11 protein-coding genes are annotated in these 14623 nt (G+C 63.0%); 2 read left to right on the top strand and 9 right to left on the bottom strand.

The features are described 5' to 3' along the window. Positions 1 to 6: 6 nt before the first annotated feature. The gene (locus EXV95_RS21235) at positions 7 to 2127 is read right to left on the bottom strand and encodes a 3-hydroxyacyl-CoA dehydrogenase NAD-binding domain-containing protein (RefSeq protein ID WP_176888357.1); all 2121 of its coding nucleotides are present in this window, start codon (positions 2125 to 2127) and stop codon (positions 7 to 9) included. A gap of 161 nt (positions 2128 to 2288) precedes the next feature. Here EXV95_RS21235 and EXV95_RS21230 point away from each other — a divergent pair, with 161 nt between their 5' ends. Next, positions 2289 to 3218 carry a LysR family transcriptional regulator gene (locus EXV95_RS21230; protein WP_176888356.1) on the top strand — a complete coding sequence of 310 codons (930 nt, stop codon included), beginning with the start codon at positions 2289 to 2291 and terminating at the stop codon, positions 3216 to 3218. Positions 3219 to 3356: 138 nt separating this feature from the next. On the opposite strand, the gene EXV95_RS21225 is transcribed toward EXV95_RS21230, so the two are convergent. The 8 genes from EXV95_RS21225 to EXV95_RS21190 form a co-directional block, all read right to left on the bottom strand. Beyond that, on the bottom strand, positions 3357 to 4388 hold the full coding sequence (locus tag EXV95_RS21225; protein WP_176888355.1) for an ABC transporter ATP-binding protein: 1032 nt from the start codon (positions 4386 to 4388) through the stop codon (positions 3357 to 3359). After that, a complete protein-coding gene (locus tag EXV95_RS21220) occupies positions 4385 to 5371 on the bottom strand; it encodes an ABC transporter ATP-binding protein (protein WP_176888354.1) in 987 nt (328 codons plus the stop codon). Before EXV95_RS21220 ends, EXV95_RS21225 begins: the two co-directional genes overlap by 4 nt. Positions 5372 to 5409: 38 nt before the next feature. Beyond that, positions 5410 to 6321 (bottom strand): ABC transporter permease, encoded by a 912-nt coding sequence (locus EXV95_RS21215; protein WP_055398531.1) that lies wholly within the window; start codon positions 6319 to 6321, stop codon positions 5410 to 5412. Between the two features lie 131 nt (positions 6322 to 6452). Next, a complete protein-coding gene (locus tag EXV95_RS21210; RefSeq protein ID WP_176888353.1) occupies positions 6453 to 8033 on the bottom strand; it encodes an ABC transporter substrate-binding protein in 1581 nt (526 codons plus the stop codon). Between the two features lie 85 nt (positions 8034 to 8118). After that, on the bottom strand, positions 8119 to 9336 hold the full coding sequence (locus EXV95_RS21205; protein ID WP_176888352.1) for a M20 aminoacylase family protein: 1218 nt from the start codon (positions 9334 to 9336) through the stop codon (positions 8119 to 8121). Continuing rightward, complete coding sequence (locus EXV95_RS21200; RefSeq protein ID WP_121422333.1) at positions 9336 to 10316, bottom strand: ABC transporter permease; 981 nt, start codon at positions 10314 to 10316, stop codon at positions 9336 to 9338. The genes EXV95_RS21205 and EXV95_RS21200 overlap by 1 nt, the downstream gene beginning before the upstream one ends. A 318-nt stretch (positions 10317 to 10634) precedes the next feature. Then, positions 10635 to 12215 carry an ABC transporter substrate-binding protein gene (locus tag EXV95_RS21195; RefSeq protein WP_176888351.1) on the bottom strand — a complete coding sequence of 527 codons (1581 nt, stop codon included), beginning with the start codon at positions 12213 to 12215 and terminating at the stop codon, positions 10635 to 10637. Positions 12216 to 12576: 361 nt separating this feature from the next. Continuing rightward, complete coding sequence (locus EXV95_RS21190) at positions 12577 to 13665, bottom strand: porin (protein WP_176888350.1); 1089 nt, start codon at positions 13663 to 13665, stop codon at positions 12577 to 12579. 315 nt (positions 13666 to 13980) lie between these two features. Between EXV95_RS21190 and coq7 the strand changes: the two genes are divergently transcribed. Then, entirely contained in the window at positions 13981 to 14598 is a 618-nt protein-coding gene (gene coq7 / locus EXV95_RS21185; RefSeq protein ID WP_176888349.1) for a 2-polyprenyl-3-methyl-6-methoxy-1,4-benzoquinone monooxygenase, read from the top strand. Positions 14599 to 14623: the final 25 nt, after the last annotated feature.

The raw sequence follows: 14623 nt of genomic DNA, 5'->3' as shown, positions 1-14623 counted from the left end.
CCGTCTTCAGCCAGCCTTGTTCAGGCTGTCGAAGTTGCGCCCCTCGGCCACCAGCTTTTCGAGCAGCGGCGCAGGCTGCCAGAACAGCGGGTCGTCCTTGGCGAACTCGCGGATGTCCGCCAGCACCTTGGGCAGGCCCGCCATGTCCGCCCACTTCATGGGGCCACCACGGTGGCGCGGAAAGCCGTAGCCCGCCACAAAGGTCACGTCCACATCCAGTGGGCGCAGGGCAATGCCTTCGGCCACCACCTTGGCGCCTTCGTTGACCATGGCGGCCATATAGCGGCGCATGATCTCGTCGGCGCTGAAGCTGCGGGGCGTGACGCCCTTCTTGGCGCGCTCTGCGTCCACGATGGCCAGCACCTCAGGGTCGGGCTGGCCCACGCGGGCGCCATCGGGGTACAGGTAAAAGCCGCGCCCGGTCTTCTGGCCGAACCAGCCGCGCTCGCAGATGCGGTCGGCAATCTCCACGTAGCGCGCCTGGGGGTCGCGCGTGGCGGCGCGGCGCTTGCGGGTGGCCCAGCCAATGTCGCCACCGGCCAGGTCGGTCACCTGGAAGGGGCCCATGGCAAAGCCGAAGCCGCGCACGGCCGCGTCGATCTCGTAGGGGCTGGCGCCGTCTTCCAGCAGGTAGTCGGCCGCCTGCTTGTAGACAGCCAGGATGCGGTTGCCAATGAAGCCGTCGCACACGCCTGCACGCACGGGCACCTTTTTGAGCTTGCGCGCCAGCTCAAACGCCGTGGCCACCACGTCGGGCGCCACCTGGGCGGGCACCACGATCTCCAGCAGCTTCATGATGTTGGCGGGGCTGAAGAAGTGCAGGCCGATCACGTCCTGCGGGCGGACGGTGGCAGCGGCAATGGCGTCGATGTCGAGGTAGGAGGTGTTGGTGGCCAGCACCGCACCAGGCTTGCACATGCGGTCCAGCTCGCGGAACACGGCCTTCTTGACCTCGATGTCCTCAAACACGGCCTCGATCACCAGATCCACATTGGCGATGTCGGCATAGCTGGTGCTGCCGGTGTAACGCGCCATCACGGCGGCCTTGGCGGTTTCAGTCATACGGCCTTTGGCGACCAGGCCGTTGTAGACCTTTTCCACATTGGCGCGGCCGCGGGCAATGGACTCGGCATCACGCTCAATCATGGTGACGGGCAGGCCTGCATCCAGCGCCGCCACGGCAATGCCCGCGCCCATGGTGCCGCCGCCAATGACGGCAATGCTGGCGACGGGGCGCGGCTGCGCGGCCTGGGCCTCGGGCACCTTGACCACTTCACGCTCGGCAAAAAAGGCGTGGATGAGCCCGGCGCGTTGCGGGCTGTCGATGCATTCCATGAACAGCGCACGCTCGCGGGCCATGCCTTTGTCAAACGGCAGTTGCAGCGCAGCATGCACGCATTCGATGATCTTGAGGGGCGAGAACAGGCCGCGCGACTTCTTGGCGGTCTCGGCCTTCTGTGCGTCCAGCCAGGCCAGCGCAGCCTGCGGCTCGGCAATGGCCAGGTCACGCGTGCGGCGCACGGGGGCGTTGGCAGCCAGCAGTTCGCGCACGTAGGCCAGGCCTGCGGCCAGCGGGTCGGTGCCTTCCACCAGCTTGTCAACCAGGCCGGCCTGCAGCGCGGCCTGCGCTTTGAGGGGCTGGCCGCTGAGCATGAGGGTGGTGGCCACCTGCACGCCCATCAAGCGCGGGGCGCGCTGGGTGCCTCCCGAGCCGGGCAGCAGGCCCAGGTTCACCTCGGGCAGGCCCAGCGTAGCGGCAGGCAATGCCAGGCGGTAATGGGCTGACAGAGCCACTTCGAGACCGCCGCCCAGCGCCGCACCGTGCAGCACGGCCACCACGGGCTTGTTCAGGTTTTCGATGGCGCGGCAGACCTCGGGCAGGATGGGGGCAACCGGTGGCTTGCCGAATTCGCGGATATCCGCCCCGGCAATGAAGGCCTTGCCAGCGCCCACCAGCAGCACGGCCGCCACTGCGGCGTCGGCCTGCGCCTGCTGCATGGCGGCCAACAGGCCCTGGCGCACGGCGGCGCCCAGGGCGTTGACGGGTGGGTTGTCGATGGTGACGACAAGCACATCGCCCTGCAGCGCGGTGGTGACAACGGAAGATGCGGGAATGGCGGCGCCCATGCTGGAAAGTCTCCTGGTCGATGGCTATTGACTGCCTGTGAATGACTCGGTGATTGTTGATGCGTGAAGTTATCTTGACAATTACATAGCCCGTTGACAGACTGTCAAACGCCTTTTGACAAACACCCCCGCAACGGCATCCCGCGCCGCCTCCCTGTTCAATGGAACTCACCTCCCTCACCGTGCTGGTCGACATCCTCGATGCCGGCAACCTCAGCCAGGCCGCCCGCAACCTGAAGATGTCCCGTGCCAACGTCAGCTACCACCTGCACCAGTTGGAAAAATCGGTGGGTGTACAGCTGGTGCGCCGGACCACGCGCCGGGTAGAGCCCACCGAGGTGGGGCTGCGCCTGTACGCCCATGGCCGCGCCATTCAGAACGAAATGCTGGCCGCGCGCGAGACCATTGCCACGCTGGGCCAGGGCCTGCAGGGGCGCGTGGGCCTGAGCGTGCCCAGTGGCTACGGGCAGATGGTGATGTCAGACTGGCTGATCGACTTCAAGCGGCTGTACCCTGGCATCGTGCTGGATGTGCGCTTTGAAAATCGGGTGGACGACCTCATCCGCGATGAGGTGGACATCGCCATCCGCGTGATGCCCGAGCCCCCACCCACGCTGGTGGCGCGCGACCTGGGCAGCGTGCGCTACATCGCCTGCGCATCGCGGGGGTACGCCGAGGCGCATGGGCTGCCCCAAAGCTTTGAAGCGCTGCAGGCCGCGCCGGTGATCACCGCAGGGGTGGTGGGCAAGCAGCTGCGCCTGCGCGGGTACCGGGGTGACCAGCGCCAGGAAGCCCTGCTGGAGCCCACCCTCATTTCGGAGCACTTTCCGTTTCTGCGCCAGGGCATCCTGGCAGGGCTGGGCGTAGGGCTGGTACCCGACTACGTGGTGCAGGACGCCGTGTCCAGTGGGGAAGTGCTGACCACGCTGGACGACTGGCGGCTGAGTATTTTTGGCACCCAGATGTTCATGCTCTACATGCCCAACCGCCACCAGACGCGTGCGGTGCGCACGTGCATTGACTACCTGCTGGGGCGGGCCCTGCCCGCAGCCGAGCCAGGCGCAACAGCGAAGGCCGAATCAGCGCCTTGATCGATTCCCGATACAAGAGCGGGCGCAGGTGCTGAATGGATAGTCGTCAAAAGCTATATTTTTTATAGCAAAAACATCCATCTGCACCTTTGTCCTCAAACCGGGTGGCTTCGCCGCACGTCGATGCGGCGCCGGGCGTCAGATCCGCCCTTCCTCCACCGCATGGCACGCAATGCGGATGCCACCAATGCTCTTGAGCTGGGGGCGCTCGGTGCGGCAGCGGTCGTTCACATGCGGGCAGCGGGGGTTGAAAGCGCAACCGGGTGGTGGGTTCAGCGGGTTGGGCACCTCGCCCTGCACGGGGGTGCGGGCCTTGCCGGTGTCGTGCATCTTGGGGATGGCATCGAGCAGCATGCGGGTGTACGGGTGGCGGGGCGTGTCAAACAGTGTGTGTTTGTCGGCCAGTTCCACCAGGCGGCCCAGGTACATCACGCCGACCTGATCGCTCACATGGCGCACCACAGCGAGGTTGTGGCTGATGAACAGGTAGGTGAGCTGCCGCTCGCGCTGCAGGTCCTTCATGATGTTGAGCACCTGGGCCTGCACCGACACGTCAAGCGCACTGGTGGGCTCGTCGCACACCAGGAACTCGGGCTCGGTGGCCAGGGCGCGCGCGATGGAGATGCGCTGGCGCTGGCCGCCGGAGAACTGGTGCGGGTATTTCACCATGTCCAGCGGCGACAGGCCCACGGACTTGAGCAGTTCGCCCACGCGCTGCTTGAGCTCGGCCTTGTCGGTGATGAGGCCATGCTCCTTGAGCGGCTCGCCAATGATGTCTTCGACCAGCCAGCGGGGGTTCAGGCTGGCATACGGGTCCTGGAAGATCATCTGGATGCGGCGACGCATGGCCTTGGCGTCGTTGCCCTTGAAAGCGGCGTGTGCGTCCTGGTTGTCAAATGTGAGGCCGCCGCGTGTGGGCTCGTACAAACCCACCAGCAGGCGCGCCACGGTGCTTTTGCCGCAGCCAGATTCGCCCACCAGGGCCAGGGTCTTGCCTTTTTCGATCTCGAAACTCACGCCGTCCACCGCATGCAGCAGCGTGCGGGGCTTGCGCTCGATCACGCGGTTGAGCCAGGGGGCGGACACGTCAAAAGTCTTGGCCAGGTCGTGTGCCTGCACCAAGGCCTTGCTGTTGCCAGCGGTTGCGCGAGGGGTTGGTACGGCGCTCATGCAGCCACCCCAGCTTTCGTTGTGGCGCCGGCGTGTAGCCAGCAGGCGGCGCGGGTGGAGCCTGCGTCCATCAGGTCGGGGCGGTCGGTCATGCAGCGGTCAAAGGTCTTGGGGCAGCGCGGGTTGTAGGCGCAGCCCTGGGGAATGGCGTTCAGGCGGGGCATGGCTCCGTCGATCTGGTTCAGGCGTTCACGGTCCACCGTCATGTCGGGGATGGAGGCCATGAGCCCGCTGGTGTACGGGTGCGACGGCTTGTTGATGACGTCGTGCACGGGGCCGATCTCGGCCACGCGCCCGGCATACAGCACGGCCACGCGGTCGCAGGTCTCGGCGATCACGCCCATGTCGTGGGTGATCAGCATCACGGCCGCACCGCGCGATTTGCAGATGTTCTTGAGCAGCGTGATGATCTGCGCCTGGATGGACACGTCGAGCGCCGTGGTGGGCTCATCGGCCACGATGAGCTTGGGCTCGGCCGCCAGGGCCAGGGCAATCACCACGCGCTGGCGCATGCCGCCGGAGAACTGGTGCGGGTAGTGGTCGATGCGCTCTGCAGCGGCCGGAATGCCGGTGTCTTGCAGCAGCGCAATGGCACGCTGGCGGGCCTCGGCGGGCGTGACCGGCAGGTGGGCCAGGATGGTTTCAGTGAGCTGTCGGCCCACGGTGTACAGCGGGTTCAGCGAGGTCAACGGGTCTTGAAAGATCGCGCCGATGCGGCGGCCACGGATGTGACGCATTTCCTCATTGCTGAGGTTGTCGATGCGCTGGCCTTCGAGCAGGATCTGGCCAGATGCCACGCGGCCCGGGGGCTCCAGCAGGCCGATGATGGCAGCGCCAGTGAGCGATTTGCCCGCGCCGGACTCCCCCACCACGCCCAGGATCTCGCCGGGTGCAATGGAGAAGGAAATGTCGTCCAGGGCGCGCAGGGTACCGCGGCGGCCCGGGAATTCGACAACGAGGTTTTTGACTTCTAGGAGAGACATGGAATGTGTGCCTGCTTCAAAAATACTGCGAATGCCAGTCAACGCAGGCGAGGGTTCAGCGCGTCACGCAGCCAGTCACCCAGCAGGTTCACGGACAGGGCGATCAGCACCAGCATGGCGCCAGGGAACACGGTGATCCACCATTCGCCGGAGAACAGGTAGTCGTTGCCGATGCGGATCAGCGTGCCCAGCGAGGGCGATGTGGGCGGTGCGCCCACGCCCAGGAAGGACAGTGTGGCCTCGGTGATGATGGCCGTGGCCACCTGGATGGTGGCGAGCACCATCACGGGGCCCATCACGTTGGGCAGCACGTGCTTGCGCATGATGCGAAGGGGCGAGACGCCCGTCACGCGGGCGGCCTGCACGTATTCCTTGTTGCGCTCGACCAGGGTGGAGCCGCGCACAGTGCGCGCGTACTGCACCCAGCCCGTGAGCGAGATGGAGATGATCAGCACACCAAAGGCCAGGGACTCGTGCGCGTTGGGGAACAGCGCACGGCCCACACCCGCAATCAGCAGCGCCACCAGGATGGCGGGGAACGACAGCATCACGTCGCACAGGCGCATGAGCACGGCATCGATCCAGCCGCCGCGAAAGCCGGCCAGCAGTCCAAACGCCACGCCCACCACCACGGAGAGCACCACCGAGGCGAGGCCCACCACAAGGGAAATGCGCGCGCCATAGATGAGGGCGGAAAGAATGTCCCGGCCCTGGTCGTCGGTGCCCAGGGGGTACTTCATGGAGCCTTCGGCGCTCCAGGCCGGGGGCAGCCGCGCGTCGCTGAGTTCGAGCGTGGCCAGGTCAAAGGGGTTATGGGGCGCGACCCATCCGGCAAATACCGAACAGAACACACAGATCAGCGCGATGGCAGCGGCCACCATCGCCATGGGCGATGTGCGAAAGCTGTAGCCAACATCGCTGTCAAACCAACGGGCAAGGGTTGTTTTCATTGTGGGAAACCAGTAAACAAGCACCAACGCAGAGCCCGGGTAGCGGCCATGCGTTGGTGTGGACTTTCAAAGAACCGGTCGTTCTCTCTTTTCTCTGCGATCGACTAACGTAGGGACTTCTGCGCCCCTTCTTACTTGGTGATGCTCATCCACTTGAAGTGCATGAAGTTGTCGGCCAGTTGCACGAGCTTGACGTTCTTGCCCACGCCCCAAGCCAGCGCTTGCTGGTGCAGGGGAATGTGGCCTACATCGGCCGCGTGCAGATCGAAGACTTCCTTGATCATCGCGTTGCGCTTGACCTTGTCGGTCTCGGCCTGGATCTTGAGTGTCAGCTCATCCACCTTGGGGTTGCAGTAGGCGCCCAGGTTGAACTGGCCGGACCCCTTGTCATCAACGCAGCGCATGAGGGCGTTGAGCGCGTTGTGCGAGTCGTAGGTGGCGGGCGTCCAGCCCAGCATGTAAAAGCTGGTGTCGCGGCGCAGCACCTTGGGGAAGTAGGTGCCCTTGGTTTCGGCCTGCAGGTTGATCTTGACGTTGATGCGCGAGAGGTTGGCGGCCACTGTCTGGCAGATGCGGCCATCATTCACGTAGCGGTCGTTCGGGCAGTTCATGGCCACTTCGAAGCCGTTGGGATAGCCGGCTTCGGCCATCAGCTTCTTGGCAGCTTCGACGTCGTAGGGAAGGCGCTTCGCGTCAGGCTGGAAGCCATTGATGCCGGGACCCACGAGCAGGGCCGAGGGGTTGGATGCACCACGCATCACGGTCTTCTTGATCCCTTCGATGTCGATGGCCTGGTAGAAGGCCTGACGCACACGCTTGTCCTTGAAGGGGTTCTTGCCCTTGACGCTGGAGTACAGCAGCTCGTCACGCTTTTGGTCCATGCCCAGGAAGATGGTGCGCAGTTCGGGGCCGGTGATGGCACGTGTGTTGGCGCTGCCGTTCACGCGCTCGATGTCCTGCACAGGCACGGGTTCCATCACGTCAACCTCGCCGGACAGCAGGGCGGCCACACGGGTCGCATCGTTGCCAATGGGGGTGAACACGACTTCGCTGACGTTGCCTTCGATCTTGCCCCAGTAGCTGCCGTTACGTGTGAACACCGAACGCACGTTGGGCTGGCGCTCACGCAGACGGAAGGGGCCCGTGCCGTTGGCACGGAACGAGGCGGCGTTCTCGATGCCCTTGCGGCGGTCCACCGGGCCCAGGGCCTGGTTGGTCTCGCACCACTTCTTGCTCATCATGTACACGAGCGAGATCACGTCGGGCAGGATGGGGAACGGAGTCTTGGTTTCGATTTCGACCGTGTGGTCGTCGATCTTGCGCACTTCCTTGAAGTCGTTGGTGTAGCTCTTCATGTCCGAGCCTTCCACCTGGGTGCGCCCGAAGCTGAACACCACGTCATCGGCCGTGAAAGGCGTGCCGTCGTGGAATTGCACGCCCTTGCGCAACTCGAAACGCCACACGGTGGGCGACGTCTGCTTCCAGCTCGTCGCCAGGGCAGGCGCGAGGCTCAGGTCCTTGTTGCGGCCGACCAGCGGCTCATAGACGTTGCCGGTGACGCTCAGCTGCAGCGACTCGTTGAGCGAGTGGGGGTCCATCGACAGGGAATCGCCCTGGTTGGCGATGCGGATGGTCTGAGCTTGGGCCACCAGGCTCGCCGCCGCCAATGCGGTAAAGAGAGCGGTCAGAGCGATTTTTTTATGGAATTTCATGGAAACCTCCAGGTTGGGGAAAGCGGGGTGAAAGGGTTGGGCCGTGGCGCGGTAGTGCAAATGGGCAGGCAGGCTGGACGGTGCTTCAAGCTGCAGCCAAAGGCATGGCCTGCTCGATAAGGCTTGCGTGCAGCGCCGAGCCCAGGGGCAGGATGTCGTCGTTGAAGTCGTAGCGGCTGTTGTGCAAGGCGCTGCCACTGGCCCCTGTGCCCTGGCCGATGCGCAGATAGGCACCGGGGCGGGTCTGGAGCATGAAGGCGAAGTCCTCGGCGCCCATACTGGGCTCCAGGTCACGCACCACATGGTCGGCACCCAGCAGGGATTCGGCCACGTCGCCGGCAAAGATGGCTTCGCTTTCGCTGTTGATCGTGGCCGGGTAGATGCGCTCGTAGTGCACCGTGGCCGTGGCGCCAAAGCCCAGGGCGATGGCGTTGCACAGCTCCTTGAGGCGCTTTTCCACCATCTCCTGCACTACCGGATCGAATGTCCGCACGGTGCCCACCAGCGTGGCAGAGCCCGGCAGCACACTGAAGGCCCCCAGGTCGCCAGCCTGTGCGGCGCAGATGCTGACCACGGCGCTTTCAATGGGGCGCACATTGCGCGAGACGATGCTTTGCGCGGCCGTAATGATGTGCGCGGCCACAACCAGCACGTCCACCGTCTGGTAGGCATGGGCACCGTGGCCGCCACGTCCCGTGATCTCGATGGTGAAGCGATCCGCCGCAGCCATCATGGGGCCGGAGTTGATGCCCACGGTGCCGGGCTTCATCGCGGGCCAGTTGTGCATGGCGTAGATGGACTGCACCGGGAAGCGGTCAAACAGCCCGTCTTCCATCATCACACGGGCCCCGGCAAAACCTTCTTCGCCCGGCTGAAACACGAGCACGGCTGTGCCGTCGAAGTTGCGGGTCTCGGCCAGGTAGCGCGCAGCCCCCACCAGCATGGCGGTGTGGCCGTCGTGGCCGCAGCCATGCATGAGGCCGGGCTTGCACGACTTCCAGGAGAAATCGTTGTGCTCGGCCAGCGGCAGCGCATCCATGTCAGCACGCAGGCCCACCATGCTGCCACTGGAGGTGCTGCGGCCGCGGATCACGCCCACGACTCCCGTGCGGCCAATGCCGTCGTGGATCTCGTCCACGCCGCAGAGCTTCAGAGCCTCTTTGACGCGCGTGCTGGTGTAGATCTCCTCGAAACCCAGCTCAGGGTGGGCGTGCAGGTCCCGGCGCAGCGCGGTCAGCTCGGGGTGGTACTGCGCAATGTGCGCAAACGCCCGGCCACCGGCCTTCAGGCGGGGGCCCTGCATCAGTGGCCTCCTGCCTTGCCTACGCGCAGGCGAGGGTCGACCGCGAAATACAACAGGTCCACCACCAGATTGATCACCACAAAGATCAAGGCAATCAGGCACAGGTAGGCGGCCATCACCGGAATGTCGGCAAAGGTTACGGCCTGGATGAACAGCAGGCCCATGCCGGGCCACTGGAACACGGTCTCGGTGATGATGGCGAAGGCAATCAGACCACCCAGCTGCAGGCCGGTGATGGTCATCACGGGCACCAGCGTGTTCTTGAGCGCATGGCCGAAGTGGATGGCGCGATTGGACAGGCCCCGGGCGCGTGCGAACTTGATGTAGTCGGTGCGCAGCACCTCCAGCATTTCTGCGCGCACCAGCCGCATGATCAGCGTGAGCTGGAAAATCGCCAGCGTGATGGCAGGCAGCGTGATGTGGTGCCAGCCCTTGGCCTTGAGCAGGCCAGTGCTCCACCATCCCATCTGTACCACTTCACCGCGCCCGAAGCTGGGAAACCAGCCCAGGGTGACAGCGAAGACCAGGATCAGCAGGATGCCGATCAGGAACGTTGGCAGCGACACGCCCAGCAGTGAGATGGTCATGAACAGCTGGCTCGTAAAGGTGCCGCGCTTGAGGGCTGCATACACGCCCATGGGTACGCCAATGACCAGGGCCAGGAAAGCAGCCACCAAGGCCAGCTCCAGTGTGGCGGGAAAGCGCTCTGCAATCAGCCGCGAAACCTTGGCACCCTGGCGCAGGCTCAGGCCGAATTCGCCCTGGGCTGCGTTGACCAAAAAATGCCAGAACTGTACGAAAAAGGGCTTGTCCAGACCGAGCGAGGCGCGCAGTTCGCGGATCTGCTCGGGGGTGGCGTCCTGGCCCAGCAGGAACACCACAGGGTCTCCCACGTACTGGAACAGCATGAAGGAGATGAAGGCCACCGTGACCATGACAATCACAGCCTGTATCAGGCGGCGCAATATAAAGGCGAGCATCAGAGAGTCGATTGAGTGTTCGATGGGAACGCCACAGCCACTTTTGATGGCAGGGCGCTGGCAGGCAATAAGCGGTCGTCAAACCGGACCAGAAAACAAAACAAAGAAAGCAAGGGCCTCTAGGGATGACCTGTATCACTCCCTGCGGTCTGTGATAGCGCGGCCTCGGGCGGTCCGCTGCGTTGCTTTTCTTGCCAATAGCTTGGCTATTGGCTGCAAAAAGACGCCTTGCGGCCCATCCCGATCCGCACTACCACAGCCTCACGAGGGTTATGCAGGTCATCCCCAGGCCCTTGCTCTCAGTGTGTCAGGCACCGGTCAATTCACCTTGACGGTGCGCATATCCACACGGTTATCCGCGCGGTGAACCAGTTCAATGTTCTTCTTCACGGCCCATGGGATCACCTGGTCATGCAGAGGAATGTGGGACACGGTGTCGTTGGACAGTTGCAGCGCTTCCGTCAGCATGCGGGCGCGCACGGGTGCATCGGTTTCTGCCTTGATGCGGTCCACCAGATAGTCCATGCGCTGGTTGCTGTAGCGGCCCACGTTGTAGTTGCCGTCACCACCTTGACCCACAGTGCGGACCAGCGATTGCAGGCTGTACAGCGCGTCGAAGGTCGGCACGCCCCAGCCCAGCATGTAGATGCTGGCTTCGTAGCGCTGGATCATCGGGAAGTAATTGACCAGGGGCAGCGTGCGCAGCTTGGCCTTCACGCCCACGCGCGACCACATGGCGGTCACGGCCTGGCAGATGGCTTCGTCATTGATGTAGCGGTTGTTGGGGCAGGCAAAGTCCACCTCAAAACCATCGGGATAGCCGGCCTCCGCCAGCAGCTTCTTGGAAGCTTCCACGCTGTAGGGGAAACGCTTGCCAACGGCCTCGGTGTAGCCTGCTACCTGTGGGGCCACGATGGTGCCCGTGGGCTTGCCCAGGCCACGCATGATGTTGCGGGAAATGGTTTCTGCGTCAATCGCCTGGTACAGGGCCTTGCGCACGCGCACGTCCTTGAGCGGATTTTTGCCCTTGATGTTGGAGCCTGGCAGTTCGTCGCGGAACTGATCCATGCCCAGGAAGATGGTGCGGTTCTCAATGCCGTCAATCACCTTGAGGTCGGGGCTGGCGCGCAAGCGGCCCAGATCCTGCGGGGTGGGGTCGAGGACCATGTCCACCTCACCTGAGATCAATGCCGCAATCCGGGTGGCGTTCGACTTGATGGGCGTATAGACGATCTCGGTCACGTTGCCATCCATCTTGCCCCACCAGTTGGGGTTGCGCTTGAACACCATCTTCACGTCAGGCTGCCACGATTCCAGCGTGTAGGGACCGGTGCCCATGGCATTGCGGTGGGCAAAGTTTTCATCGCTGCCCTTGATGTCTTTGGGGTCGACCGACTTGTTCTTTTCCGCCCAGGCCTTGCTCATCATGCGCAGTTCGGTCATCTGGCGCAGCAGCACGGGGTTGGGCGCGGTCAGGATGACGTCGATGGTTTGCGCATCCACCTTGTTGATCTTGCTGATGCCCTGGATGTAGGGAGTGAAGTTCGATGTCTTGGCCATCGCGCGCTGCAGCGAATACACCGCGTCGTCGGCGGTGAAGGCCGAACCATCATGGAACTTCACGCCTTGGCGCAGCGTGAAACGCACCTGCGTGGGACTGATTTCTTTCCAGGCCGTTGCCAGCACGGGTTCTACGTCAAAGGTCTTGCTGTTGTAGTAAACCAGGCTTTCATACACATTCGCATGGATGCCATTCTGGAGCGCGTTGTTCTGGGAATGGATATCCCAGGTCGCGATTTCCCCCTGACTTGCCCATTTGAAGGGCTTGGCATGCAGGGCTGGTGCTGCAAGCAGTGCAGCAGCCGCAGCCACCGACAAAAGACTGTATTTGAGTTTCATGGAACCCTCTTGAATAAAAGTTTTACTATGCAGTAAAGGTTGCTCTATAGCCAACGGGAAATCCCTGAATCCCGGGCACTACGAAGGGCCTCTAAGGGCTGATTTTGTAGGGAAGCAGCACGCAAGGATGGTGCCAAGAATCTGCACCAAAGCAAACAAGAGGAAGAAACCTCGGAGACAGTGCGAAGGATGCCATTGCCCGACGTCAACCGACCGATCCGTAGGGCGGATGTACCCGGAGTTACATACAGGAAGTCCGAACAACCAACCACCAAGCACAAATCAGCAGACAAAAAAAAGCCGCCCGAAGGCGGCTTTTTTAGCTTTGATACCGGTAACTGGCCAGAAGCCAGTCTCGATATTAGAAGCTGTGACGGATACCGAAGTCGTAGCCGTTGGAGTTGTCGTTTGCCGAGGTCAGCGAAGCGCCGTTCAGAGCAGTACCAGCACCGTTCTTGTTGCTCACGTGAGCGTACGTAGCGTACAGAGCCGTGCGCTTGGACAGGTTGTGGACATAACCCAGAGCAAGCTTGTTCGTGCGTGGGTCAGCACCAACAACTTCTGCCTTGTAGGTGGAGTAAGACAGACGAACTTCGCCAGCGCCCACTGGAATCAGGCCACCAATCAAGAATCCCTTGCCGTCTGCACGGTCTGCACGGTTGTTGTTGTCTTGGTTGTAGTGGGCCATGATCTTGGCAACGCCCAGATCGTACTGACCACCGATGTTCACCGTCTTGATGTTGCCGAGCGCAACATTCTTCGTGTCAGAGAAAGCCAATGCAACATTGATGGGACCGTTGGCATAACCAGCGCGCAAGGCCAAGCCATTGCCGTCCTTCTTGGTGGCCGTACCGCTCAGGTTTTCACCCATGTAGTACTGAACTTGGCCGTAGAAGCCACCCAGATTGCCGGGCAAAAAGTAGCCAATGGAGTTCGAAGCACGAACGTTCGTGTATCCGCCGCCAGCGTAAGCTGCGGGAGTAGCGATAGAGCCAATACCCATAGTTTGGGTGGTGCCAACGCCATTCGTGCCAAACGGATCAAAAACGGTCAGGTTCCAGAATTGGGGGGTGTAGTCACGACCCAGACGCACTTCACCGAAGCCGCCGTTCAGGCTGACGGTCGAACGACGGTTGAAGGTCAGGCCGCCACCGCCAGTGGAGCCGCTAGCTTGGTTGTTGGTGCTGGTGTTAGCGCCGGAACCGTTGTCATTGTTCACGCCAGCTTCGAGCCAGAACGAAGCGGACATGCCGCCACCCAGATCTTCAACACCGCGGAAGCCCAGACGGCTGCTGTTGTAGCCGGAGTTCGTCAGTTGGGACTTATTGCCGGCACTACCGGAACCGTATGCGTAGGTAGCGTCAACGATACCGAACAGGGTTACGGACGATTGAGCCATTGCAGCGCCGGAAGCAGCCAGCACAGCCAGGGCAATCAGGGATTTTTTCATTGCGAGTTACTCCAAGGTTAAACATCGGGCTCCGGTACGGGGGGTCTATGGTGAAAGCACCTGCACAGTCCCGCCGGTTCCCCGGGCCAACCTCCTGGTGGGGAAGTTGCTCTTATTGCACCAGACCCGGCCAGGTTTCGCAAAGGAATTCACCCACAATCGACCCGAAAGGGAAAAATCGTTGCAGTGTTGCAACATTTCCATGAACCCCGGCAAAATCGATCTGCTGCGCCTTGTGGCGGCTCCTGCCAGCGCCCGAGATTTGTATCCAAGTGAAAATTGTGTTTCTGCGCTCTTGCCAACCTGAAAGCCTCCATGGACTCTTTGCTAATTGCGGCTGACACCGCACTGCGCACACTTTTTGCAACACCCCGGGCATCGGAGCCCACGCCGGCGCGCGGCATGGACGAAGGAGCGCTCGACCCCACCCAGAAGAAGCTGGCGGGGGCGCTGATGCGTGTCAACCACGTGGGCGAAGTCTGCGCACAAGCCCTGTACACCGCGCAGGCAGCCGTCACGCGCGATCCCGCGCTCCGTGCCCACTTGTTGGAGGCCGCCCGCGAAGAAACCGACCACTTGGCCTGGACCCAGCAGCGCCTGGACGCGCTGGGCGCCCGGCCCAGCCTGCTGAACCCCCTGTGGTTTGCGGGCGCCTTCGCGCTGGGGCTGGTCGCCGCCAAGGTCAGCGACCGGGCAAGCCTGGGTTTTGTGGCGGAAACGGAAAACCAGGTGGCGGCGCACCTGCAAAGCCACCTCGCACGGCTTCCCGCACAAGACCTGCCCTCACGGGCCGTGGTGGCCCGCATGAAGGACGACGAGGAGCGCCATGCCGCCCAGGCCCGGGCATCGGGCGCACTGGAACTTCCGCCCCCCGCCCGGGCGGCGATGAAGGTAGCAGCCAAGGTAATGACCACCACCGCACACTACCTCTGACGACGGCCCGGGCGTACGCTATGGG

Origin of the sequence: Acidovorax sp. JMULE5 (assembly GCF_013376875.1) — a bacterium.
GTDB lineage: Bacteria > Pseudomonadota > Gammaproteobacteria > Burkholderiales > Burkholderiaceae_C > Acidovorax > Acidovorax facilis.
The sequence above is the reverse complement of the archived record's forward strand: the minus strand, read 5'-3'. Positions and strand labels throughout refer to the sequence as shown.

Excerpts from the sequence above, each read along its gene's own strand:
- coq7 (WP_176888349.1), top strand. The coding sequence starts at position 13,981 with ATGGACTCTTTGCTAATTGCGGCTGACACCGCACTGCGCACACTTTTT.
- EXV95_RS21215 (WP_055398531.1), bottom strand. The coding sequence starts at position 6,321 with ATGAAAACAACCCTTGCCCGTTGGTTTGACAGCGATGTTGGCTACAGC.
- EXV95_RS21210 (WP_176888353.1), bottom strand. The coding sequence starts at position 8,033 with ATGAAATTCCATAAAAAAATCGCTCTGACCGCTCTCTTTACCGCATTG.
- EXV95_RS21195 (WP_176888351.1), bottom strand. The coding sequence starts at position 12,215 with ATGAAACTCAAATACAGTCTTTTGTCGGTGGCTGCGGCTGCTGCACTG.
- EXV95_RS21225 (WP_176888355.1), bottom strand. The coding sequence starts at position 4,388 with ATGAGCGCCGTACCAACCCCTCGCGCAACCGCTGGCAACAGCAAGGCC.
- EXV95_RS21235 (WP_176888357.1), bottom strand. The coding sequence starts at position 2,127 with ATGGGCGCCGCCATTCCCGCATCTTCCGTTGTCACCACCGCGCTGCAG.
- EXV95_RS21220 (WP_176888354.1), bottom strand. The coding sequence starts at position 5,371 with ATGTCTCTCCTAGAAGTCAAAAACCTCGTTGTCGAATTCCCGGGCCGC.
- EXV95_RS21230 (WP_176888356.1), top strand. The coding sequence starts at position 2,289 with ATGGAACTCACCTCCCTCACCGTGCTGGTCGACATCCTCGATGCCGGC.
- EXV95_RS21205 (WP_176888352.1), bottom strand. The coding sequence starts at position 9,336 with ATGCAGGGCCCCCGCCTGAAGGCCGGTGGCCGGGCGTTTGCGCACATT.
- EXV95_RS21190 (WP_176888350.1), bottom strand. The coding sequence starts at position 13,665 with ATGAAAAAATCCCTGATTGCCCTGGCTGTGCTGGCTGCTTCCGGCGCT.
- EXV95_RS21200 (WP_121422333.1), bottom strand. The coding sequence starts at position 10,316 with ATGCTCGCCTTTATATTGCGCCGCCTGATACAGGCTGTGATTGTCATG.